Here is a 23,301-nt window from a genome sequence, read left to right on the forward strand (position 1 = left end):
CTGGCCGATGCGGACTGTGCACTGGCCGGCCAACGCGTGACGCTGGAGCTGCTGCTGGCGGCCGAGCGCGTGCGTCAGAACGGCGCGGAGGCCGAGTACGTGGGCGACCGGGTGATGGAAGGGCTGATCCTGGCGTGCCTGACCATGAACGCACAGGCCAGCGCGCGCATGCAGCCCGAAGGATGACGCGGGCACCACCTCACTCGCAAAGCGCGCTGTCTTCCTTCAACGCGGCATCCTGCAGTGGCTGGCGCAGTTCGATCTGCGCACGTTGTTCCGCCGTCGGTTCGCCCAGCCACCACACGCGGCAGCGTGCGGTAAGACGGCCGACCATCTTCGCTTCCGTCGGCGAATACAGCATCGCCAACGCGGTGCCGGGGCAGTCGTGGGCCTGGCAGGCGGTGTAGAACCACCACGGCTCACCCTGCAGCATCACCCGCTCGCCGGGCCCGCTGGGGCCGCTCAACAGCCGTTGGCGCAGCGAGGGAATCTCCTTGTCAGCGGATTCGGTTGCCGCAGTGCCCTTCATCAGGGTATTGAAGGCCGCCAGCACCTTCGGGTCCTTGCGACCGCAGTCGTCCACGGTGTTGCCACCGACCAGGGTGAAGAAGTGGGTCGCCAGCGGATTGTCCGCGCAGGTCAGTTCGCCGCCGGTGCTCGGGTCTTCCGGTTCGCCTTCGTTGTCCCACACCGCTGGGTCCACGCCGTCTTCGGTGGACGGTTCCTTCTCGGCCGCCGTGGCCGTGGCCGCAGGTGCTTCGGCAGTCGGTGCCGGTGCCGCCGGTGCTGCGGCCGGTGCGGGTGCCTGCCCGCAGGCAGCCAGCAATGCGACCGTCAGTGCCATCCCTGTGATTCGAATCTTCATTCCCTATCCTGTTCCATCCATTCGGGTTCCACGCCAGGTGCGGTCAGTGCACCTGCCGGGTCTGCGATTGTATGGGTGCCGGGTTGCGCCGCAGCACGCGGTGGCGGCACAACGGCCGCCATCGCGGGCACGGTCACGGTGGCAGGGTTTTCTGCACGCTGATCTGGATGCCCTGGTTGTCGCGGCTGCTGCTGTCGAACTGGCTCTGGTATTCGGCGCGCAGCGACCAGCCCTTCAGCGTCTGCAGGCCGATACCCGCGCCCAGCAGCGTGTGGTTGCGCGACTGCCGGCCCAGGGTGGTGCGATAGACCGGGCCGGACATCAGGTCGGCGTAGCGCATGAAAGCCTCGCTGGAGCCCTGCATGTCATGGCCGAACTCGGCGCGCAGCTGCGGCGTCCACATGCCGTAGTCGCGCTTCACCCACCACTGCGCCAGCACACCTGCGGTGGCGGTGCTGGTGTTCACCGTCTGCTTCCCGTAGTCGAGCGCGTACACCGCATCGCCGCGCTCGCGATAGCCATCCAGCGTTGCGCGGGCCAGGTCCAGGCGCCCGTACGGGGTCAGCAACAGGTTGTCCAGACGGTGCTGGAAGCCGGTGGAGAACGAGGCGAACCACTGCCTGCCATCGCGGCTGCCATAGGCGGTATTGCCGTTGTCGGTGATGAAGCGACGTGCATCGAAGGTCAGCCACTGATAGCCAAGCAGGCCATCCACATAGAACCCGCCTTCTGGATGGAAGCTGGCATAGCCGGCGATGCTGTAGCCATCGACCGTGCTGCGGCTGCCATTGCGACCGATATCCGACGCGTCGTGGCCATAGCCGATGCCCGCGCCCAGGCTCAACGACGGACCCAGCTGGCGGTCCGCACCCAGGCTGACGCCGGAGGTGGTGAAGTCGATGCCGTTGCTGCCTGCACCCGGCTTCAGCGTGCCGATGTTCACCGCACCGCCGGTCCAGAACGCGAAGCCATCGGCCGGGGTGGCCGCAGGCGCGGCATCACCCTGCAGCGCCGGTTCCTCGACCATCGACAGTGCCTCGCCGGTGGCGCCGATGCCCTTCTGCAGCAGCTCGGTCTGCTGCGCACGGCGCTGGCTGCTGGCCGAGCTGAAGGTGATGCCGTTGCTGAAGCCACTGCGGCCGCCGCCGGCGCGCAGGCTTTCCAGGCGCCGCTGGAAGTTGCCGATCTGGCCGATCGCCATGCGCCGCGCACCCTCCACCTGTGCGTCGAGCACGCCCAGCACTTCAGCATCGCGTGAGGGATCGCTGCGCGGCTTGACCATCACATCCACTGTGCCGGGCGCCGAGGTGGCGAAGGCATTGCTCAGCGTGTAGGTGATGCGCACCGCACCCCCGAACGTCGCCGCCGCGGTGAAGGCCAGCGTGTAGCCGGTGCCGCTGGCGGAGATGCTGGCGGTACCCGCTTCGGCCGGCGAGACCGACACCACGTTGGCGGCGGTGAACGGTCCGCCGCGTGCGGTCGTGGTCAGGTCCACGTTGACCACGGTGCCGGCAATCGCCGAAGCGTTCAGTGCCGGTGCCACGGGGCGTGGATTGACGTTGATGCTGATCCGCGCCGGGGCCGATGCGCCGAACGGGTTGCTGAGCGTGTAGTCGAAATCGACGACACCGGACGCATCGGCAGCGGCGTTGTAGACGATGCCGGTGCCCTGCACCACCGCAGTGCCTGACGATGGTGCCCGGGTAATGGTCACTGCTGTGAAGGGACCATTGGTCCCCCCGGCCTCGGCCTGCACGGTGACCGATTGCCCGGCCAGCACGGTGGCGCTGTGCGTCGCCGCCACCGGCACCGCCAGCGGCGTGACGGTGATGCTCACCGTGGCCGCCGTGGAAGTACCGCCGGGGCCGGTGGCGGTGTAGGTCAGGCTGTCGTTGCCGAAGTAACTGGTGGCCGGGGTGTACACCACGTCCAGCCCGCTGACCACCGCCGTGCCATGCGTGGGCGCCTGCACGATCGCGATGCTGGTGATCGGCCCGGTGTCGTTGGCGGAGACGTTGATGCTCACGGCCGCATTGGCCGGCGTGCTGGCCGCATCGTTCACCACCACCGGCACCGGCTGGTTGATGCCCAGCGTGTACGCCTGGCTGCCGGTAAAGCCGAAGGAATCGGTGGCGGTGACGGTGAAGCTGAAGTTGCCGGCAGTTGCAGGCACGCCGCTGAGGATACCGGCGCTGCTCAGCGCGATACCGGGAGGCAGCGCGCCTGTGGCCAGGCTGTAGGTGAAACTGCCACTCCCGCCACCGGCACTCACTGTCTGGCTGTAGGCCGTTGCGACCTGGCCACCGGGCAGCGTGGTCTGGATGAAGACAATGGCCGGTGCATTCACCGCCACCGTGTAGGCCTGGCTGCCGGTGAAGCCGAAACCATCGGTCGCGCGCACGGTGAAGGTGTAGCTGCCGACGGTGGTCGGTGTGCCACTGATCACGCCGCCACTGCTCAGCGCGATACCCGGTGGCAGCGCACCTGCAGTCAGGCTGAAGGTGTAACCGCCGTTGCCACCGCTGGCGGTCAGTGTCTGGCTGTAGGGAGTGCTGCCCGCCGCCGCAGGCAACGTGGCCGGCGTGAGCGTGATCGCCGGCGCAGTGACTGTGAAGCTGTAGGTCTGGCTGCCGGTGAAGGCGTGGCTGTCGATCGCAGTGATCGTGAAGGCGTAGGTGCCAGGGGTGGTGGGTGTACCGGACACAGCGCCAGCGCTGCTCAGGCTGATGCCCGGCGGCAATGCGCCGCTGGACAGGCTGTAGGTGTAGCCGCCGGTGCCTCCGATGGCACTGATGGTCTGCGCGTAGAGCTGGCCGCCAGTGGCTGCCGCCAGCGAGGAAGGCGCCAGCGTGATCGTCGGTGCCAACACGACAAGCGTGTAGCTCTGGCTGCCAGTGAACGGTGCACCGGTACCGGTACTGCTGTCGGTTGCCCGCACGGTGAAGTTGAACGTGCCCGCCACGGTCGGCGTACCGGACAACACGCCGGCGCTGGACAACGACAGGCCTGCGGGCAATGCCCCGCTCAGCAGCACGTAGGTATAACCCGGTGTTCCGCCACTGGCGGAGAAGCTGTGGTTGTAGGCGGTGCCGGCGCTGGCATCGCCCAGGCTTGCCGCCGGCAGCACGACGACACCGCCCGCCACGGCGCCCGAATAGGACTGGCTGCCGGTGAATCCGCCGCCATCGGTGGCGCTGATGGTGAAGCTGAAGGCGCCCGCCTGGGTGGGCGTGCCACTCAGCACTCCGGTGCTGGGGTTCAACGACAGGCCTGCCGGCAGCACACCCGCGTTGACGCCATAGGTGAACGTGGCCGGATGACCTTCCGAAGCCACGAACGTCTGGCTGTACGCGATGCCGATCGTCGGCGCGGGCAAGGTTGCCGGCGACAGCGTGATGGTGGGCGCGGCCACCGACAGCGTGTAGCTGCCCGACACAGTGAAGGGAGCGCCTGGACCGCTGGAACCATCGGTGGCGGTGAGGGTGAAGGTGAAGTTGCCGGTGGCACTGGGCGTACCCGACAGACTGCCGGTGGAGGCCAGGGTGACGCCAGGTGGCAATGCGCCCGCGGTGATCGCGTAGCTGTACGGTGCGGTGCCATTGGCGGCAGTGAAGCTCAGTCCGGTCACCGCTGCGCCGGCGGTAGCGTTGAGCACGCTGCCCGGTGTCGGTGTCAATGTCAGCGTGGGTGCGCCCACGGTGATCGCGTACGCTCGGGTGCCGGTATACGGGCCCGTGCCCGTGCTGCTGTCGGTGGCGGCAAGCGTGAAGTTGTAGGTACCGCCTGCAGTGGGCGTACCGCTGAGCACGCCGCCACTCGACAGGCTCAGGCCCGGCGGCAGGGACCCGGCGGTGACCGCGTAGCTGTAGCCGACGGTGCCGCCGGAAGCGGTCACGGTCTGCGAGTAGGCCGCGGCCACGGTGGCATTGGGCAGCGAGCTCGGCGCGATCAGGATCGTCGGGGCGTTCACGGTCAGTGCCAGCGCCGCGCTGCTCGCACTGAAGGGTCCGGTGCCACCGCTGCTGTCGGTGGCGGTCACCGTGAAGGTGAAGGTACCGCCCGCCGTCGGCGTGCCTGCCAGGCTGCCATTGCTGGTCAGCGTGATGCCCGCCGGCAGGCTGCCCGAGGTGACCGCATAGCTGTAGGGCGCGGTGCCGCCCGCTGCGCTGGCCAGCGAGCCACTGTACGCCGTGCCGACCGTTGCGGCAGCCGGATTGCCCGGTGCATAGGTGACGGTCGCGGCAGCGATGTTCAGTGTCAGCGTGCCGCTGGTGGCACTGAACGGGCCGGTGCCGGTGCTGCTGTCAGTGGCGCGGACGGTGAAGGAGAAGCTGCCGTTGGCGGTCGGCGTGCCGGACAGGCTGCCGTTGCTGGCCAGGGTCAACCCAGGCGGCAGGCTGCCCGAATTGAGCGTGTAACTGTACGGCGTGGTGCCGCCACTGGCACCGGCCAGTGACTGGTTGTACGCCACGCCGACGGTTCCTGCGGGCGGGTTGGCGGGTGCGTAGGTGATCGTTGGCGGCGAGACCGTGAGGGTCGCGGTCGCCGGGCTCGAGGTCCCACCGGCATTGGTGGCGGTATAGGTGAAGCTGTCCGGCCCCGCATAGCCCGGCGTGGGGGTGTAGGTGATCGAGGTTCCCGAGGCGGTTGCAGTGCCATGCGCGGCCTGGGTACCGACCGCAACCGATGCCGGGACGCCACCGGTGATGTTCAAGGTGATCGGGTTGCTGGTACTGCCGTAGGCAACCGTCGCGCTGACCGGATTGGCGACCGGCGGCACCACGTTCTGCACGTTGATCGACAGGTTGGTCGCCGAGAAGAAAGGCGTAGGCGTGCTGCTGTCGGTGACGCGCACGCTGAAGTTCGTCACCCCCAATGCGGTGGGCGTACCTGAGATGGCCCCGTTGCTGGCCAGCACCAGTCCGGTCGGCAAAGTAGTACCGGCGTCGAGCGCAAAGCTGTAGGGGCCATTGCCACCACTGGCGGTCAGCATGAAGGAGTACGGCGTATTGATGGCTGCTGCGGAAGGCACATTGGTGACCGTGATGGTCGGCGCAGCAACGCTGATCGAGTAGCTCGCCGTGCCCGTCAACGGTGTGCCGGCACTGTCGGTGGCGGTCACCGAGAACGCGAACGTTCCCTGCGTGGTCGGCGTTCCGGACAGGAGGCCAGTGCCACTCAACGTCATTCCGGCCGGCAGTGCACCGGAAGTGACGGCATAACCGTAGGGCGCGGTGCCACCGCTGGCGCTGAGTGTGACACCTGCATAGGACACGCCCACCGTTGCGCCGGGCACGGTGGCCGGCGAAATCGTGATCGGCGAGGCCGCTGCCTGGATGTACACGGTGACCTGCACATTGTGCGAGCCGGTGCCATCATCGAAGGCGAAGGTATCGATCGTCGATCCGTTGCCGCTGTGGGCATAGGAGATTCTCGAGGCCGCATGGCTGGTGATGGTGGCAGTACCGTTGCCGGCCGGCGTGGTCACATTGCCGATGCCGAAACCGGGCACGCCCTGGCAGCTCGAGGCGTCGATGGTAATGGTGCTGCCGGCGGCCATCGGTGAGCCCGCGCTGGCATTGGCCGGCGTGAAAACCGAGCATGCTGCATATGAAATCGCGGGCAGCGCGAGTGTGGCGCCCAGCAGCAGGATTGCCCCAAGGCGGCCCCAAAAACGACGGCCGAGCCCATAGCGCATCGCGTCGCGATGCATCGACTCTGCGTGCCACATGTTTTGCCCCCTGCTTGCCCGGCTTCCCGACGGGCGCTGCGCCTTGTTGCGCGAGTGAGAAAACCGCCGTGGCAGCCGGTCGGGCAGCCGCGGTTCCTGACCTCCCCACCCGGCAGACTCCCTGGCCCTGCCCGGCGGTCCTGCCCCTCGAATCCCTGAATCACGTGGGCAGGCAGCGCGATATTCTTGCCCACAGCCACCGACACTTGTCAAGGATCCCGATAATGCGCCAGAGTTATATCGCCGGCCGGGGGCCAAGTGCCGGCGCCTATCCCAGGGGGAAAATCGTATGTCGGAACCCTTTCTCGGGCAGATAATGCCCGTGGCGTTCAACTTCGCGCCGAAGAACTTCGCTTTCTGCAACGGTCAGTCGATGTCCATCCAGCAGAACACCGCGCTCTTTTCGCTGTTGGGTACGTTCTACGGTGGCAACGGCACGACCAATTTCCAGCTTCCGGACCTGCGTAGCCGCACGCCCCGGGGATCCACCAATGGCAGCAACATGGGTGATCGCCAGGGGCTGGAGAGCGTGACCCTGCTGACGTCACAGATTCCCCAGCACGCACACGTTTTCGGCGGCACCACCGCCGACGGCTCAACGCGTATCCCACAGGGCAACGTGCTGCTCGGCAAAACCGGCACGCAGAATGTCTACGGTGCTTCAAGCGGAGCGCAGGTGCCCTTGAACGTGCTTGATGCCAGCGGGCAGACGCAGCCACACGCGAACCTGCAACCGTATCTGGTCATCAACTTCTGCATCGCACTTTATGGAATCTACCCTTCGCGCGGCTGACCGGAGTTTCTGCCATGTCTCAACCCTTTGTTGGCGAAGTCCGTCTGTTTCCCTACAACTTCGCGCCGGCGGGCTGGTTCGATTGTGATGGCCGACTGCTGCCCATTTCCGAATACGACGTGCTGTACACCTTGCTGGGCACCACCTACGGTGGCGATGGTGTGAACACCTTCGGCCTGCCCAACCTCTGCGGGCGCGTACCGGTTCACCAGGGCACCGGCATTGGCCTCGGCACCTATGTGCTTGGCCAGGCAGGCGGCAGCGAATCGGTCACCCTGACCACCGCGCAGCTGCCCGCGCATACCCATGCGTTCAATGCGGTGAACTCGGCAGCCACGTCGGCGGCACCCGGGCCGGCACTGCAGCTCGGCGCGGTCAGTGGCGACACGCTGTATACCGACAGCACCACCGACCTTGGCAGTGGCACCCTGGTGGCAGCATCGGTGAGCGCGATCGGCGGCGGCCAGCCACACGACAACACCATGCCCTCGCTGGTCGCCCGCTACTGCATCGCATGGGCAGGCGTCTTCCCATCGCAAGGCTGACGATCATCGACCGCCTACCAGGACCCCTATCATGAGCGATCCCTTTACCGGCGAAATCCAGATCTTCGGCTTCAACTTCGCCCCTTACAACTGGGCGATGTGCCAAGGACAGCTGATGCCGATCCAGCAGAACACCGCGCTGTTCTCACTGCTGGGAACGACCTTCGGTGGCAACGGCACCAGCAACTACCAGCTGCCGAACTTCACCAACAACATCGCATGCGGCCAGGGCAGCGGCCCGGGCCTGTCGCAGCGCGACATGGGCGAGACCTTTGGCAGCGACAATGTCACCCTGTTGATCAACGAGATGCCCAACCACACCCATGGCGCACGCATCTACAACCAGCCCGACACTGCGCATCGCAGTGGCATACCTGCCAATGGAAATGCACTGATCACGCCGGAGTCGAGTCCGATCCTGGCCGTGACACCGACAGTCAACAGTACCTTCCCGCTGACGACGGTGGGCGTCGCGGGTGGGAGCCTGCCGCATGAGAACCGGCAGCCCTATCTCGCCCTGAACTTCTGCATCTGCCTGTCGGGCGTCTTCCCGCAGCGGCCATGACGTCGAACGTGGCACTGGCCTTTCCCTCGCTGCGGGCAGCCTGGCTGCCCGCAGCGAGGGACGGTCTTCCCGCAGGTGTGAGCGTGCGCGAAGCACAGGATGGCGACCTGCCCTTCCTGCAGCGGCTCTATGCCGAATCACGTGCAGCCGAGCTGGCCAATGTGCCGTGGCCGGACGCCTTGCGCCAGGCGTTCCTCGACAACCAGTTCGCGCTGCAGCACCTGCACTACACCCGGCATTACCAGCCTGCGCACTATCTGCTGGTCGAGCAGGCCGGACAGCCGATCGGGCGCCTGTACCTGCATTGCGACGAACACGAAGCCACCCTCATCGATATCGCCCTGCTGGACGCCGTGCGCGGCCGTGGCATCGGCTCGGCCCTGGTGCGCTGGGTACAACGCGCGGCGCATGCGGTGCCGCTGCACAGCGTCGTCCTGCATGTCGCCTGGGAGAATGTGGCCGCGCGCCGGCTCTACGAACGGCTCGCGTTCCACACCGAAGGCGATACCGGCAGCCACCTGCGCATGCGCTGGGTGGCGACAGCAGTCAGTTGAACAGTGCCTGGTAGATGAAGCCGGTCCGGTCGCGCGCGATCGGCACCAGGAAAATGCCGAACTCGCCGAGCCCGTGGTGGCGCATGGTGTAGGTGCGCTGCGGGAACAGCACCGCCGATTCATTGCGGAACAGCAACGAGAACGGTGCGCGCATCTGGCCGGCAATCTGCCGATCAGGCATCGGCGCGGCTTCCACCAGCACGAAGGGGACACCGGTGTTCTCGATGTCGGCGCTGAACGTTTCGTTGAGATGACCTGCGAACTGGTCCAGCTGGAAAAAGTGCATGCGTCCCCTCCCCCGGTTGACGTCGAGCATGCCGAAGCGTCCGTGCGCTTTCAATGGGGTCCGCGCCACCGCCTGCCGGGCGCGGATGGGGGATACTCGCCCTTGCGCTCACCGGCGCGCCCAAGGACTGAGCCGATGCGTATCTGCCTGCTGCTTCTCGCCCTGTCCGGACCGCTGCTGGCCGCCGATGGCCCGCCATCGGCGCCGGCTGCCACTGCGCTGCCGGATGTACCGCTGCCCCCTTCGCTGGATCGCGTACTGCACGACTACGAGCAGGCGTGGCGCACGGGTGATGCCAAGGCACTGGCTGCGCTGTTCGCCGAGGATGGCTTTGTGCTGCAGAGCAACCACCCCCCGTGCGCGGGCGCGACGCGATTGCAGGCGCCTACGCCGGCCAGGGCGGCAGTCCGTTGCGGCTGCGTGCGTTGGCGTACGCGGTGGACGGGAATGCGGGCTACATCATTGGTGCCTACCGCTACGGCAACAACGTGGGGGACACCGGCAAATTCACGCTGACGCTGAAGCGCGTGGGCGATGGGCCGTGGTTGATCTTCTCGGACATGGACAACACCAGCGCGCCGCCACGGGCGCGGTGATTGCTGCCGCCGGGCGAAGCGGGTTCGGCAGTAGATCCACGCCATGCGTGGATAGGGCGCGCACGTAAAAAACCCCGGCACGTGGCCGGGGTTTTTCGATTCACTTGAACAGCGTGTCCGGATATTCCGGTTTCTGTTCCCGCGCCAGCAATGCACGCAGGCCTTCTTCCGGCGTCTGCTCGCCGTGCAGCACGGCACGCACGCGGTCGGAGATCGGCAGGTCGATGCCATGGCGGCGTGCCTGTCGCATCACTTCGTCGGCGGTCTGCACCGACTCGACCACCTGGCCGATTTCGCGCACGGCATCCTGCAGCGTCTGGCCGCGGCCCAGGGCCAGGCCCAGGCGACGGTTGCGCGACAGGTCGCCGGTGCAGGTCAGCACCAGATCGCCGAGGCCGGCCAGGCCCATCAGCGTTTCCGGCTTGGCGCCGATCGCAGCGGCCAGGCGCAGCATCTCGTTCAGACCTCGGGTGATCAGGCCGGCACGGGCGTTGAGGCCCAGCTGCATGCCATCGGCCACGCCGGTGGCCACCGCCAGCACGTTCTTCATCGCGCCGCCCAGCTCGGCACCGACCATGTCGTCGCCGGTGTAGGCGCGGAACGCCGGGCCATGCATCGCCTCGGCCACCGTCTGCGCGAACTCGGGCACGTCGCCATGCACGGTGATCGCGGTCGGCAGGCCCTGGGTCACTTCCTTGGCGAACGACGGCCCGGTGACGACGGCCAGCGGCACGTCCTCACCCAGCACTTCGCGCGCCACTTCATGCAGGAAGCGGCCCGAACCGGGTTCGAAGCCCTTGGTGGCCCAGGCCACGCCGGCACCGGCCGGACGCAGCGGCGCCAGCGCGCGCACGGTTTCACCGAAGGCATGCGACGGCGTCACCACCAGGATCCAGGCCGCGCCCTCCACCGCCGACGCCAGGTCGGTGGTAGCCCGCAGGCTGTCCGGCAGCGGGATGCCCGGCAGGTAACGCGGATTCTCGTGGCGCTGGTCGATGGCGTCGACCACGGCAGCATCGCGGCCCCACAGCACGGTCGGGTGACCGTGCCGTGCGAGCAGGCTGGCCAGCGCGGTTCCCCAGGAACCGGCGCCAAGCACGGCGATCTTGTCAGCGGGAGTGCTCATCCGTGACGTCGCGGCAGGAATCAGGCGTTGCCGGCCGGCTCGGAGTCAGCCAGCGACGGTGCGTCGCCCTGCTCCTGGCGCTGGCGCAGGGTTTCTGCGTACAGGCCTTCGAAGTTGATCGGCTGCAGGAAGAACGGCGGGAAGCCGCCGGCCTGGATCAGGTCGCTGATCAGCTGGCGCACGTACGGGAACAGGATGTTCGGGCACTGGGTGCCGAGCAGCACGTCGATCGACTGCGGGTCCAGGCCGACCAGGCCGAACACGCCGGCCTGCTTCACTTCGGCCACGTAGGCGGTGCGCTCACCGGCCTGGCAGGTCAGGGTCACGGCCAGCACGACTTCGAAGGCGTTCTCACCCAGGCGCTGCACCTGCTGGTTCAGATTCAGCTGCAGCTCCGGCTGCACCTGGTCATTGAAGATGGTCGGCGCGTTCGGCGACTCGAAGGAGACGTCCTTGACGTAGATCTTCTCGACGGTGAAAGCGGGGCCGGTAGCGGCATCGACCGGCGCAGCGGCGCCGTTGGTGATCTCTTCGGACATTTCCAGTAACTCCAGGTGAATGCAATGAAAACGATGGTCGAACTACTGCGATGGGGGCGGGATCAGGCCCAGACAAGGCCGGATCCGCCACCTGCGACAATCAGTTACGGCCCTTGACCAGCGGCAGCTCGGCCTGCTGCCAGGCGGGGATGCCGCCGTCGAGCACGTAGACCTTCTCGAAACCGGCCTTCTTCAGCGCCTTGGCGGCGGTTTCCGAAGCGTTGCCGCTGCGGCACACCAGCACCACCGGCGACTGCTTGGCGTTGGCAACCAGCTTGTGCTCCGGGCCGAAGGCACTGGCCTGGGCGTTGCGGCTGCCGGCAATGTGGCCCTTCTCGAAGTCACCGCTGGCCGACAGGTCGACCACCACCGTGCCGCCCGCGTTCATCAGCTGGGTCAGTTCGGCGGGCTTGATGCCCTTGAAGCCCCGGAACAGGCGGCGGATCTCGGTGACGATGATGGCCACGGTCAGGCCGACCAGGGCCGCGGACAGCATCGGGTTTCGGCCTGCAAAGGCCAGCAACTCTTCGTAATTCACTCAGGTCACGGGTCGATTAAGCGGGCGCCGATTGTCGCACAAGCCGGACGCGGCCCGTCACTGCCCCTTCCACAGGTCCGGCAGGCCGGCGGTCTGCCACCAGCGCTTGGCCTCCGGGTCCCAGCGCCAGCGCTCGACCACCACCACCGTGCGCTCGGCCTGGGTGTTCTGGTTGATCACCCCGATTTCGACCCGGCGCTCGACCAGGCCGCCATCCAGCGCGGCACTGCTGCGCTCGCGGTAGGACGACACGCGCAGCTGCGCGTAACGGTTGAGCTCGAACTCGGTCGGCGGCTTTTCCTTGCGCAGCTTCGGGTCCAGGTAGCCGATGGCATCGTCCATGCTGCCCCAGCGGATGGTGGCGCCGTAGGCGACCTGGGTCTCTTCCAGCAGCTTGCGCTGCTTGCGGCTCAGGTCGTCGGCCGAAGCCACGGCGCTGACCAGCAGCAGGGAATACATCAGGAACTGGATGAGGCGGCGCATCGGTGGTTTCCCCAGGACGTCAGCCTGCCATCCTACCCTCTGGCGAAGGCAACAAAGCGACCGCTGAACTCGGCCGCAGGCTTGCCATCGGCACCGGGCTGGGTGGCAATGATGCTGATCCGGGCCTTGCGGCGCTGGCGGAAGGTGTTCAGGAAGGCATCCCAGCCGGTGGCTTCGGCCGCTTCGGCGTGGGCATGCAGGTCCTCGTAGACCGGCGCCAGGTAGCGCAGGTTGCTGTCGGCCACGTAGACCTCGGCATCGTGGCCGGCCAGGCGCAGGCGCAGGCTGACCAGGGCCCAGCCGGACAGGGTCAGCACCGAGGCCAGGCTGCCGCCGAAGGCGTTGCCCTTGTCGTTGACGTTGGCGGCCAGCGGCGCGGTGATGCGCAGCACGCCGTCAGCATAGCCGTCGAGGCGGATCTGCATGGCGCGCACCGCCGGCATGCAGTCCAGCACGTCCTGCAGGGCGGCCAACGAGGAAGTCAGGGCATCAACGGACATCGGAGCAGCGACCACGACAACGAAGGGCCCGCATAATGCAGGCAATGGTCGACCATACGATACCCACTGGCGCCACCCGTTCCGGCGCGCGCTGGACCCTGATCTCGCTGCGCCCACAGGGCCAGCAGGCGGCGCTGCGCCGCGCCGTTGCGGGGCGGGGCGGACAGGTACTGGCGCTGCCGCCGTGGCGGCTGCAGCGCCTGCACGGCACGCCCGTGCTGCGCCAGCTGCAACGCGCGCTGAACTGCGACCGGGTGGTGTTCACCAGCCCCGCCGCCGTCACCGCCGCAGCATCGCTGCTGGCGCTGGCCGAAGCGCAGCGCAGCCCTTGGCTGACCGTGGGCGAAGGCACCGCGCGCGCGCTGCAGGCGCACGGCGTGGCCGAGGTGCATGCGCCGCAGCGGATGGACAGCGAAGGCCTGCTTGCACTGCCGGTGCTGGCGGACGTCCACGGCCTGCGCATCGGCCTGGTGACCGCGCCCGGCGGGCGCGGCCTGATCGCCGCGCAGTTGCAGGCGGCGGGCGCCACGATCGAACGCGCCGACGTCTACCAGCGCCGCCTGCTGCGCCTGCCTCGGCGCACGCTGGCCCGCTTGGCGCATTCAGCCCAGCCGTGGGTGCTGGCCGTGAGCAGTGGCGAAGCGCTGCAGCACGTCTGGCAGCAGCTTCCGCCGACCTGGCAGCAGCGCCTGCGGGCAGAGGGCCGCGTGGTGGTTGCCAGCGACCGCCTCGGCGAACAGGCACGGTCACTCGGCCTGCGGCACATCTCACGCAGCGCCGGCCCCACCGCTGCGCAGCTGGTGGCCGCTGCACACGCCACGCTCACCGTCCCGGCAGCGACCTGAACAGGGACGTGGATCACGCTTGCCGCTGTCGTCGGCAACAGTGATGCTGTGCACAACGCGGCCAGCCGGACTTCCACCGGCGACGCTGCCGACAAGGAAGCCCGATGAACGACACTCCGCCCGCTCCCCCACCCCATCGACCCGTGCGCTGGCTGCTGCCGCTGGCCGCTGTGGTCGTGCTCGGCGCGGGCGGCTATGCCGGCTGGTACGTCTGGCAGCAGCAACAGCATGAGCAGGAAGCGCAGGCACAGACCACGGCCGTCCAGCTGAAGGGCCTGGAGGCCACGCTGGATGCGCTGCGTCGTGACCAGCGCGCGACCAGCCAGCGCCTGCAGGACGCAGCGACCACCAACCGCGTGCTGCGCGACGAGATGCTGGGCCTCTCCCAGCGCAGCGCGTTGCTGGAAGAGAACCTGGCCAAGCTGGCCGACAGCGCCAACCAGGGCCGCCAGGCAGTGCAGCGCGACGAGGCCGAGCTGCTGCTGACCCAGGCCGCACAGCGCCTGAACTACGCCGACGACGTAGACGGCGCACGTCGCCTGTATGCGCAGGCGGCCACCGCACTGGCCGAACTGCCCGACACTGAGGGACTGAACCTGCGCCAGGCGCTGGTGCAGGAGCGCGAGGCACTGGATGCACTCGGCAGCGGCCCGCGCGTGCAGGCGCTGCAGCGCCTGGATGCTGTGGCCCAGGCGCTGCAAGGCCTGCCCTCGCAGATCACCGGCACGACCGGCAGCAACGCAGCCAAGCCCTGGTGGCAGGCCACGCTGGCGCCGTTCGTGGACATCACCCCGAGCCGCCAGAACGGCCCGCTGACTGCCGCCGAGCAGCGCACTGCCGACGATGCGCTGCAGCTGGAACTGACGTTGGCCCGTGCCGCCATCGAGCGCGGCGACCGGGCCGGCCGCAATACCGCCCTGGACCGCGTGGAGCACTGGGCACAGCGGCGCTGGCCGGATTCACCAGCCCTGCGCGCGCAACGTGCTGAACTGAAGGCCTTGCGCGAACTGCCGCTGCAGGCCAACGACGCTGTCCTTGGCAGCACCCTGCAACAACTGCGCACCCAGACCGACCGGAGGTAAGCCCGCATGAAACCCCTGCAATCCCTGGTCGTGCTGTTGCTGGCCGTGGCCATCGGCGTGGTGGCCGCGCAATGGCTCGGCGCCGATGACCTGAACCGCTTTGGCGAGGTGACCCTGCGCTACGGCGGCTACGACTACCACAGCAACCTGCCGAAGGTGGCGCTGCTGGCGGTGATCACGGTGCTGGTGCTGTGGCTGCTGTGGAGCCTGATCGCTGCACCGTTCCGCGCCTGGGGCCGCTACCGCCGCAAGCAGGGCCGGGTGCGCCTGATCGACGGCCTGCAGGCCTATGAGCATGGCCAGTGGCAGCGTGCCGAAAAACTGCTGGACGGTGCGGCCAAGGACCCGGAAGTGAGCGCGGTGGCGCTGGCCAATGCGGTGCGCAGCGCACAGGCACGCGCCGACGGCCCCGCCGGCGAAGCACTGCTGCAGCGCCTGGGCGAAAGTGACGCCACCCTGCAGGCGCTGCTGCGCGCCGAACAGCTGCTGGCGCGCGACCTGCCGGTGGATGCGATCAACGCGCTGGACGTGGCGGCGATCCAGCCGCTGCCGCCACGCGGCCTGTGGCTGCGCACCGAGGCACTGGCACAGGCCGGCCGCGCCCACGAGGCGTATGGCCAGCTGGGTGCACTGCGCCAGAGCAAGGTGCTGCCGGCCGAGGCCAGCAGCGAACTGGAAGCGCGGCTGGCTGCGCAGGCGCTGCTGGAAGCGGCCGACGTCAACGCACTGGCCGCGCAGTGGGAAGCCACGCCGAAGGCGTTGCGCCCGACCCCGGACGTGGTGGGCGCCTATGCCAGCCGCGCCGTGGCGCTGGACTGGGACGAGCCGGCGCTGCTGGCGCTGGAACAGGCCCTGGACCAGCGCTGGGATGACGAACTGGTGGCGCTGTATGGCCGCCTGCCGGCCGAGCGCCTGGCCACCCGCCAGGCCAACCTCGCTCGCTGGCGCAACGTGCATGACGGCTCGGCCGCGCTGCGGCTGGCGCAGGGCCGCGTGGCCCTGGCCCAGCAGCAGTGGGAGGCCGCCGATGCGTTCCTGCACGAGGCCATCGCCGCGGGCGCCGGTGCACCGGCGTGGGAAGCACTCGGTGAACTGTTCGCCCAGCGTGGCGAACACGCGCTGGCCGCACAGTGCCTGGCCAATGCGCTGCGCCTGCAGCGCGGCGAGGACAGCGTGGCGCTGGTGCGCGGCAGCGAGGCGCCACTGCGTGCCACCGTGGAAGAGCAGCCGATCGCGGTGCAGCCGCCGGTGTATGACGCCAACGAAGAGCGCGACGAGTTCGGTAATCCGCGGTTGCCGTGAAGCGTGCCGACCAACGGTCGGCACCCACCGATGCAAAAAAGAACGCCGCCCATTGGGCGGCGTTTTCGTACCCGCGCTGCCGGCCAGCAGCCGGCACTACCGTGATGCTCAGCGTTCGACGATCGCCACCACGCCCATGCCGCCGGCGGTGCAGATCGACACCAGCGCGCGGCCACCGCCGCGTTCGGCCAGCTGCTTGGCGGCGGTGGCGATGACGCGGGCGCCGGTGGCGGCGAACGGATGACCGGTGGCCAGCGACGAACCCAGCAGGTTGATCTTGTCCGGGTCGATGCGGCCCAGCGGTGCGTCCAGCCCCAGGCGGTTGCGGCAGTAGTCCTCGCTCTCCCACGCACGCAGGGTGCACAGCACCTGCGCGGCGAAGGCTTCGTGGATCTCGTAGATGTCGAAGTCCTGCAGGGTCAGGCCATTGCGCTTGAGCATTTCCGGCACCGCGATGGTCGGTGCCATCAGCAGGCCTTCGCCATGCACGAAGTCCACTGCCGCCACGTGTGCGTCACGCAGGTAGGCCTGCGGCTCATGGCCATGCGCGCGCGCCCACTCTTCGCTGGCCAGCAGTACCGCAGCGGCACCGTCGGTCAGCGGGGTGGAATTGGCAGCGGTCAGCGTGCCGCGGCCGGAAACCTTGTCGAACGCCGGCTTCAGCGTGGCCAGCTTTTCCAGCGAGGTGTCCGGGCGCAGGATGTTGTCACGCTCGACGCCACGGAACGGTGCGATCAGGTCGTTGAAGAAGCCACGCTCATACGCGGCGGCCAGCTTCTTGTGCGAGGACACCGCCCACTCATCCTGCGAGTCGCGCGAGATGTTCCATTCCTTGGCCATGTCCTCGCAGTGGTCGCCCATGCTCTTGCCGGTGCGCGGCTCGGCCACGCCCGGGAACTCGGGCTTGAGCTCGGAGAACTTGAAGCCGGCGGTGAGCGCGCGGATCTTGTCGCCGGTGCTCTTGGCGCGGTTGGCGGCCAGCAGGCGTGCACGCAGCTTCTTGCCGTAGACGATCGGCACGTCGGAGGTGGTGTCCGAACCGCCACCGATGCCCGATTCGATCTGGCCCAGCGCGATCTTGTTGGCCACGGTGATGATGCTGTCCAGCGAAGTGCCGCAGGCGCGCTGCAGGGTGATGCCCGGGGTCAGCGGCGACAGGCCGGAGGACAGCGTGGCCTCACGGCCCAGGTTCCAGTCGCTGGAGTGCTTGATCACCGCACCCATCGCCACTTCGCCCAGCTGCTGGCCGTGCAGGCCGAAACGTTCGACCAGCGCGCCCAGCGTACGGACCGACATGCCGAGGTTGCCGACATCCGAATACGCGGTGTTCTGGCGGCAGAACGGAATGCGGACGCCACCGAGGATGGCGACGGGACGAGCGTTGGGCATGGAGATACCTGGCATGGATGAGGGTGTCTGCAACATGGCCTGCACGGCGGAGCAGGCATAATGGAGCCAAGTGTAGCTGCCGCCCTGTGATGGGCCAACCGTGGAACCATGAGCAAACCCGACCCCGCGATGAATGCCCTTGGCGTGCTGGCCCTGGAACTGGCCGGCGGCGAAATCCCCCGCCAGGCGGTACTCAGCGCTGAACAGGCCGGTGAACTGGCCGAACGTGTCGGCCGTGACCTGTCCAAGCTGGTGCCACAGGTCGCCGAACTGGACCTGGTGTTCGCCGCCGCGCATTTCGACCCGGCCGAAGTCCTGCGTCCGGGCTGGCCGATCCATCGCCGCCTGGAAGAACTGCAGATGCGTGCCCCGGGCCGCAACCAGGGCCCGCGCCTGCTGGCCTTCGGCAGCGATGCCGCAGGCGATGTGCCGCTGCCGTTCCAGGCCGATGCGACCCTGGTGGGGGGCGGCCTGCGCGTGGTGCCGTTCCTGCTGACCGGCAGCGACGTGGCCACCACCCATGCCGTGGCCGAGGCGCTGGAAGACACCCTGCTGGCCAACGGCATGGCGCATGCCGATACCGCGCTGATGGCGCAGAACGCCTTCGGGGCCCGCATCGAGCACGCGCGCTATTTCACCGTGAACGACCTGGCCGCGATGATGTCGATGCAGTACGACAACCAGGGCCTGGCCGCGCTGTGGCCGCTGATCGAGACCGCGATCATGGCGCCGGGCGAAGATGAGTGGCTCAATGCCGCGCCCGAGCCGTTGCTGCGCTATACCCATGGCGAGGCACGCATGGCGCTGTTCGATCCGGCCGGTTGGTGCGCGTACTACAACCACAGCAAGAACGACTGCGACCGCCTGCAGGGCATCTACGAGCAGTTCCTGATGCGCCAGCGGCAGATGGCCGCGGTGCTGGAAGCGCATGGCGTGCCGGTGCTGTTCGTGCACTGCGAGGCCGGCCAGGACGCGCGCGAGCTGCTGGCGCGCTGAAGGCGGGTAGTGCCGGCCGGTGGCCGGCAACGTCCGGATCTGCGATTGCCGGCCAGCGGCCGGCACTACCGATAAAGAAGAACGAACGCCGGCTTGCGCCGGCGTTTTCCGTTTCCAGCAGAAATGGCCGCAGTGCTGTTCGTGCACTGCGAGGCCGGCCAGGACGCACGCGAGCTGCTGGCGCGCTGAAGGACGGGTAGTGCCGGCCGCTGGCCGGCAACGTCCGGATCCGCGATGGCCGGCCAGCGGCCGGCACTACCGATAAAGAAAGAAAGAACGCCGGCTTGCGCCGGCGTTTTCCGTTTCCAGCAGAAATGGCCGCAGTGCTGTTCGTGCACTGCCAGGCCGGCCAGGACGCACGCGAGCTGCTGGCGCGCTGAAGGACGGGTAGTGCCGGCCGCTGGCCGGCAACGTCCGGATCTGCGATGGCCGGCCAGCGGCCGGCACTACCGATAAAGAAGAACGCCGGCTTGCGCCGGCGTTCCTTGATGCTTACGGGGCCTTCTGGATCACCGCGCACGCCAGGCGCGCGCCGGCGTTGCCGGTCGGCTGGGTCTTGTAGTCGTCTGCATCCGCGTGGACGATCAGGCCACGGCCGATGATGTCGAAGTCATCGCCCTTGCCGATGTTGACGTTGCTCGACACCGGGCCGTCGATGGTGGCCACGCCCTTGTCGTCGGCCTTGATGTTGGGCATGTCGCCGCCGTGGTGCGGATCGGTGGCGACGTTGCCGTGATCCTGCTTGCCGGGATTGAAGTGGCCGCCGGCGCTCATGCCGTCCGGCGCGCTGCAGTCGCCCTTCTCGTGGATGTGGAAGCCGTGCTCGCTGCCCGGCTTCAGGCCGGTGATCTGGCCGGTCACGTGGACCTTGCCGTCAACCACCTTGAAGGTGACGCTGCCCTTGGCTTCGTTGCCCTGGGTCGGTGCCAGCTCGGCGGTGGCCGAAGCATCGGCCGCCGGTGCGGCAGCCGGCTGCGGGGTTGCAGCGGGTTCGGTGGTGGCGCCGTCGGCCGGCGTGGCCGGCGGGGTTTCCGCCTGCGGCGCGGCCGGTTGCGGGTTGCAGGCCGCCAGGCCCAGTGCGGCGATGGCCGCAAACAGCGAAGTGTGGATCAGACGCATTGGAATCTCTCCCTCGATGATGCCTGCAGTGAAGTGATCAGCGGACGACCCGGATCACGCCACAGGCGATGCGGACGCCGGCATTGCCGGCGGGCTGGCTGCGATAGTCGTCGGCGTTGGCATGCACGACCAGTGCACGTCCGGCGATATCGGTGGCGGCGCCTCCGCCAAGGGTAACGCCCTTGAGGTGGATATCGACGTTGGCGCGGCCCTGGGCGTCGGCACGCAGGTTGTCCATGTCGCCCAGGTGGTGCTTGCCGGTGCCGGCGCGACCGTGCGCAGCCCCGGCGGGGTTGAAGTGGTTGCCGGCGCTGCTGGCATCCACCGCGCTGCAGTCGCCACGCTCGTGGATGTGGAAGCCGGCCTGCTGCATCGGCTGCAGGCCACCGACCAGGCCGGTGATGTGGATGCCGCCAGGCTCAACCATCAGTGCGATGCGGCCACTGACGATGCTGGCCGAGGCCGGCGCGAGATTGGCCTCGCCCTGCCGTGCAGCGCTGACCACGGTGGGCGGCGGCGGCGTGGGTTCGGTCTTCTTCGGCGCACTGCCACAGGCAGACAGCAGCACGGCGGTTGACAACGACAGGATGGCAAAGGACAGGCGCATCAAAGACTCCTTGCAGATGACACTAAGCGTTGCATCGTCCATGAACGATCAACAGTTCGGCAAGCGGGTGCGAGGATCGCGTGCAGGGGCCGTTCAATGGCCGCCGCGACGACGTCCCGCGCCCAGCTTGCGGGTCAGGGTATTGCGGCCAAGACCCAGTCGTGCCGCGGCTTCGGCACGGCGGCCATGGGTGATCTGCAGCGCGGCGTCCAGCAGAGCATGGTCGACCCGCTCGCGCACCTGTGCGTGCAGTCCTTCCACGCCTTCAGCCAGCTGCCGGCGCGCCCATTCGGCCAGCAGCGCTTCCCACTGCCCCGGATCGGCACTGCTGCCGCGACGGCTCCGTGCGCGGTTCAGCGCGGTATCGACGTCGGCCACGCCGATGGTGTCAGCAGCGGCCAGCGCGGCCATCCGCCAGCACACGTTTTCCAGCTCGCGCACGTTGCCCGGCCAGTCGTGCTCGCGCAGTGCCTGCAATGCGGCCGCCGTCAGGCGCTTCGGCGGCGTGTCCAGCTTGCGTGCGGCGGCGGCCAGGAACGTGCTGGCCAGCTGTGCGATGTCCTCGCGGCGCTCGCGCAGCGGTGGCAGCTGCAGGCGCACCACGTCCAGGCGGTGCAGCAGATCGGCGCGGAACTTCCCCTGCGCGACCAGGCCTTCCAGGTCCTGGTGGGTGGCGGCGACCACGCGCACATCGACGCGGATCAGTTCGCGGCCACCGACGCGGAAGAACTCGCCCTGCGCCAGCACGCGCAGCAGGCGGGTCTGCAGCGGCAGCGGCATGTCGCCGATTTCGTCCAGGAACAGCGTGCCGCCGTCGGCCTGCTCGAAGCGCCCGGTATGGCGGCGCTGCGCGCCGGTGAACGCGCCGGCTTCATGGCCGAACAACTCGCTTTCCAGCAGTTCGGCAGGAATCGCGGCGGTGTTGAGCGCAACGAACGGCCCGTGCGCACGCGGCGATTCGCGATGCAGCGCATGGGCCACCAGTTCCTTGCCGGTGCCGGTCTCGCCGGTGATCAGCACCGCCAGCGGCGCCTGCGCCAGGCGACCAATGGCACGGAACAGCGCGCGCATCGCCGGTGTATCGCCCACCAGTTGCGGCGGCTGGTCGCTGGCGGTTTCGACTGCCGGGCTGGGCGCGGCCAGGGTGGGTGCCACCGCCGGCAGCACCCGCTGCGCCAGTGCCACCGCATCGTCCAGATCGAACGGCTTGGACAGGAACTCATGCGCGCCGCCGCGGAACGCACCGGCGGTGCTGGCCACATCGGTGTAGGCCGACATCACCACCACCGGCAGCTGCGGCAAGGCGGCCTTGAGCTTGTCCAGCAGCACCAGGCCGTCGTCGCCGGGCATGCGCACGTCGGTGAACAGCAGCGCCGGTGGCGGCCCCTCGCGCAACGCCTGCAGGGCGGGGGCGGCGCTGTCGAAATCGACGACCTGGTAGCCCGCCTCGCGCAGCGCGGTGCACAGCACGAAGCGCACGGCACGATCATCGTCGACCACCCAGATGCGCTGTGCGGCGGAGGAAGATTCAGACATCGCGCGGGGCCTCCTCGGCCGGGGCGGCGCCGTTGCCGATCGGCAGCAGCAGGGTAAACACGGTGTGGCCCGGGCGTGAGCGGTAGGTCAGCGTGCCGCGATGCTCGCGCGCCACCTGCTGGGCCAATGCCAGGCCGAGTCCAGTGCCTTCGGCGCGGCCACTGACCAGCGGCAGGAACAGGTGTTCGGCCAGTTCCTCGGGCACGCCACGGCCGTCGTCGGCGATTTCCAGGCGCAAGGCCAGCGTGTGCAGCTGTTCGGCGATGCGCACGCCATGCTCCACGCGGGTGCGCAGGGTGATGCTGCCGGCACCGGCCTGGATTGCATTGCGCACCAGGTTCCACACCGCCTGGGTGAGGCGGTCGGCGTCGCCGTGGAATTCGGGAATGCTGGGGTCGTAGTCGCGCTGCAGGCGTACCGCCCAGCCGGCCTCGTTCTCGGCCAGGCGCAGCACGCGCTCGAGCGCGGCATGGATGTTCAGTTCGGCGTGCGGTGCGGCCGGGGCCGGCGACAGCAGCTGGTCGAGCAGGCCGTTGAGACGTTCGATCTCCGAGCCGATCAGCTCGATCAGTTCGCGTTCGCTGGCGTCGCGCTGTGCGGCCCGGCGGGCCAGCAGCTGGGCCGCCCCCTTCAACCCGGCCAGCGGGTTGCGCAGCTCGTGGGCCAGGCCCTTCAGCGCCGCGCTGAGCGCGCTGGGCAGGGCCTGGGTCGGGTCCAGCCCGGGGAATTCATCGACCGGATGCGCCTCCAGCAACCAGCCGCCATCGTCGCGCCGGCTCATCCAGCCCTCGGCGAAGCGCGGCGCCTCGCCGGGCACCGCCAGCGCCAGCCGGTTCAGGCGCAGGCTGTCGCGCTCATCGCGTGCCAGGAAGTGGGCCAGGGCTTCGCCCTGCACTTCCAGTGCGGCCAGTGGCTGGCCCAGCAGGCGGCGACCGCTGACGCCCAGCCAGCGCCCGAAGGCCGGGTTGCAGCCGATGATGCGGCCATCGGCCCCGGCCCAGGCCAGCGGCGTGCCCAGGGCTTCAAGGGTCGGCGGCGGTGCGGGGTCGGACATTGCACCAATGTAGTGCAAAACGCGGGGTTCGGGGTCAGAGCCCTTTCCGTCAGGAAAGTGGGCGCATGGCCAAAGTAGGTCCAACCGAGACGTCATTGATTGTGTGATCCCTGGGCTTCGGTCCGTGCATTGCCAGTCCTTGAACAACAAAAAATGTGTACTAAGGACACCCTGAACAATCGGTGCGGAGTGCTGAATTTCCAGCTCCTGAGTCATTCAAAGCCCAGAATGGGCGAAGCCTTGCGCGTTT

At 68.4% G+C, this 23,301-nt stretch carries 21 protein-coding genes and 2 pseudogenes; 10 read left to right on the plus strand and 13 right to left on the minus strand.

From position 1 onward, the window contains the following. Nucleotides 1-186: pseudogene (locus tag AC5P9I_RS18195) on the plus strand (hypothetical protein); the annotation flags it as partial. A 13-nt stretch (nucleotides 187-199) separates the two neighbouring features. Here AC5P9I_RS18195 and AC5P9I_RS18200 read toward each other — a convergent pair. Then, on the minus strand, nucleotides 200-865 hold the full coding sequence (locus AC5P9I_RS18200; protein ID WP_049470839.1) for an Ivy family c-type lysozyme inhibitor: 666 nt from the start codon (nucleotides 863-865) through the stop codon (nucleotides 200-202). A 133-nt stretch (nucleotides 866-998) separates the two neighbouring features. Further along, on the minus strand, nucleotides 999-6,596 hold the full coding sequence (locus AC5P9I_RS18205) for a putative Ig domain-containing protein (protein WP_130768354.1): 5,598 nt from the start codon (nucleotides 6,594-6,596) through the stop codon (nucleotides 999-1,001). Between the two features lie 289 nt (nucleotides 6,597-6,885). Here AC5P9I_RS18205 and AC5P9I_RS18210 point away from each other — a divergent pair, with 289 nt between their 5' ends. From AC5P9I_RS18210 to AC5P9I_RS18225, 4 genes are read left to right on the plus strand one after another with little or no spacing between them, the layout of a single operon-like run. After that, nucleotides 6,886-7,389: a phage tail protein gene (locus AC5P9I_RS18210; RefSeq protein ID WP_049470832.1), complete on the plus strand. Its 504-nt coding sequence runs from the start codon at nucleotides 6,886-6,888 to the stop codon at nucleotides 7,387-7,389. Nucleotides 7,390-7,403: 14 nt separating this feature from the next. Further along, a complete protein-coding gene (locus AC5P9I_RS18215; RefSeq protein ID WP_049470828.1) occupies nucleotides 7,404-7,934 on the plus strand; it encodes a phage tail protein in 531 nt (176 codons plus the stop codon). A 31-nt stretch (nucleotides 7,935-7,965) separates the two neighbouring features. Next, nucleotides 7,966-8,499, plus strand: a complete 534-nt coding sequence (locus tag AC5P9I_RS18220; protein WP_049470826.1) for a phage tail protein — start codon at nucleotides 7,966-7,968, stop codon at nucleotides 8,497-8,499. Beyond that, nucleotides 8,496-9,053 carry a GNAT family N-acetyltransferase gene (locus AC5P9I_RS18225; protein WP_049470823.1) on the plus strand — a complete coding sequence of 186 codons (558 nt, stop codon included), beginning with the start codon at nucleotides 8,496-8,498 and terminating at the stop codon, nucleotides 9,051-9,053. The genes AC5P9I_RS18220 and AC5P9I_RS18225 overlap by 4 nt, the downstream gene beginning before the upstream one ends. Here AC5P9I_RS18225 and AC5P9I_RS18230 read toward each other — a convergent pair. Then, nucleotides 9,046-9,339: a DUF6916 family protein gene (locus AC5P9I_RS18230; protein ID WP_049470820.1), complete on the minus strand. Its 294-nt coding sequence runs from the start codon at nucleotides 9,337-9,339 to the stop codon at nucleotides 9,046-9,048. The genes AC5P9I_RS18225 and AC5P9I_RS18230 overlap by 8 nt on opposite strands. 135 nt (nucleotides 9,340-9,474) lie before the next feature. Here AC5P9I_RS18230 and AC5P9I_RS18235 point away from each other — a divergent pair. Then, nucleotides 9,475-9,935: pseudogene (locus AC5P9I_RS18235) on the plus strand (YybH family protein). Between the two features lie 100 nt (nucleotides 9,936-10,035). Here the strand turns inward: AC5P9I_RS18235 and AC5P9I_RS18240 are convergent. The 5 genes from AC5P9I_RS18240 to AC5P9I_RS18260 all read right to left on the minus strand — a co-directional run bounded on the left by AC5P9I_RS18240 (nucleotide 10,036) and on the right by AC5P9I_RS18260 (nucleotide 13,121). Next, nucleotides 10,036-11,061, minus strand: coding sequence for an NAD(P)H-dependent glycerol-3-phosphate dehydrogenase (locus AC5P9I_RS18240; RefSeq protein WP_021204061.1), 1,026 nt, complete (start codon nucleotides 11,059-11,061; stop codon nucleotides 10,036-10,038). Between the two features lie 20 nt (nucleotides 11,062-11,081). After that, the gene (secB, locus tag AC5P9I_RS18245; RefSeq protein ID WP_005407596.1) at nucleotides 11,082-11,600 is read right to left on the minus strand and encodes a protein-export chaperone SecB; all 519 of its coding nucleotides are present in this window, start codon (nucleotides 11,598-11,600) and stop codon (nucleotides 11,082-11,084) included. 100 nt (nucleotides 11,601-11,700) lie between these two features. Next, on the minus strand, nucleotides 11,701-12,138 hold the full coding sequence (locus tag AC5P9I_RS18250; RefSeq protein ID WP_005420930.1) for a rhodanese-like domain-containing protein: 438 nt from the start codon (nucleotides 12,136-12,138) through the stop codon (nucleotides 11,701-11,703). A 57-nt stretch (nucleotides 12,139-12,195) separates the two neighbouring features. Further along, nucleotides 12,196-12,621, minus strand: a complete 426-nt coding sequence (locus tag AC5P9I_RS18255) for a hypothetical protein (RefSeq protein ID WP_049470818.1) — start codon at nucleotides 12,619-12,621, stop codon at nucleotides 12,196-12,198. A 32-nt stretch (nucleotides 12,622-12,653) separates the two neighbouring features. Beyond that, nucleotides 12,654-13,121 (minus strand): YiiD C-terminal domain-containing protein, encoded by a 468-nt coding sequence (locus AC5P9I_RS18260; RefSeq protein ID WP_049470815.1) that lies wholly within the window; start codon nucleotides 13,119-13,121, stop codon nucleotides 12,654-12,656. 35 nt (nucleotides 13,122-13,156) lie between these two features. On the opposite strand from AC5P9I_RS18260, the gene AC5P9I_RS18265 reads away from it, so the two are divergent. From AC5P9I_RS18265 to AC5P9I_RS18275, 3 genes are all read left to right on the plus strand, one after another. Next, nucleotides 13,157-13,966: a uroporphyrinogen-III synthase gene (locus AC5P9I_RS18265; protein ID WP_049470812.1), complete on the plus strand. Its 810-nt coding sequence runs from the start codon at nucleotides 13,157-13,159 to the stop codon at nucleotides 13,964-13,966. 104 nt (nucleotides 13,967-14,070) lie between these two features. Further along, nucleotides 14,071-15,048 (plus strand): uroporphyrinogen-III C-methyltransferase, encoded by a 978-nt coding sequence (locus tag AC5P9I_RS18270; protein WP_049470809.1) that lies wholly within the window; start codon nucleotides 14,071-14,073, stop codon nucleotides 15,046-15,048. 6 nt (nucleotides 15,049-15,054) lie between these two features. Further along, nucleotides 15,055-16,350, plus strand: a complete 1,296-nt coding sequence (locus tag AC5P9I_RS18275) for a heme biosynthesis HemY N-terminal domain-containing protein (protein ID WP_049470806.1) — start codon at nucleotides 15,055-15,057, stop codon at nucleotides 16,348-16,350. Between the two features lie 108 nt (nucleotides 16,351-16,458). On the opposite strand, the gene AC5P9I_RS18280 is transcribed toward AC5P9I_RS18275, so the two are convergent. Beyond that, complete coding sequence (locus tag AC5P9I_RS18280; RefSeq protein WP_005420942.1) at nucleotides 16,459-17,754, minus strand: acetyl-CoA C-acetyltransferase; 1,296 nt, start codon at nucleotides 17,752-17,754, stop codon at nucleotides 16,459-16,461. A gap of 93 nt (nucleotides 17,755-17,847) precedes the next feature. Here AC5P9I_RS18280 and AC5P9I_RS18285 point away from each other — a divergent pair, with 93 nt between their 5' ends. Further along, entirely contained in the window at nucleotides 17,848-18,735 is an 888-nt protein-coding gene (locus AC5P9I_RS18285; RefSeq protein WP_049470803.1) for a hypothetical protein, read from the plus strand. 492 nt (nucleotides 18,736-19,227) lie between these two features. Here the strand turns inward: AC5P9I_RS18285 and AC5P9I_RS18290 are convergent, their stop codons facing one another. The 4 genes from AC5P9I_RS18290 to AC5P9I_RS18305 form a co-directional block, all read right to left on the minus strand. Further along, complete coding sequence (locus tag AC5P9I_RS18290; RefSeq protein WP_049439226.1) at nucleotides 19,228-19,854, minus strand: superoxide dismutase family protein; 627 nt, start codon at nucleotides 19,852-19,854, stop codon at nucleotides 19,228-19,230. 37 nt (nucleotides 19,855-19,891) lie between these two features. Further along, a complete protein-coding gene (locus AC5P9I_RS18295; protein WP_049466304.1) occupies nucleotides 19,892-20,461 on the minus strand; it encodes a superoxide dismutase family protein in 570 nt (189 codons plus the stop codon). Between the two features lie 93 nt (nucleotides 20,462-20,554). Beyond that, nucleotides 20,555-21,997: a nitrogen regulation protein NR(I) gene (gene ntrC, locus AC5P9I_RS18300; protein WP_049466302.1), complete on the minus strand. Its 1,443-nt coding sequence runs from the start codon at nucleotides 21,995-21,997 to the stop codon at nucleotides 20,555-20,557. Beyond that, the gene (locus AC5P9I_RS18305; RefSeq protein ID WP_053462608.1) at nucleotides 21,990-23,051 is read right to left on the minus strand and encodes a two-component system sensor histidine kinase NtrB; all 1,062 of its coding nucleotides are present in this window, start codon (nucleotides 23,049-23,051) and stop codon (nucleotides 21,990-21,992) included. The genes ntrC and AC5P9I_RS18305 overlap by 8 nt, the downstream gene beginning before the upstream one ends. Nucleotides 23,052-23,301: the final 250 nt, after the last annotated feature.

The sequence above is a fragment of the Stenotrophomonas sp. YJH_SMC_29 genome (assembly GCF_059371235.1).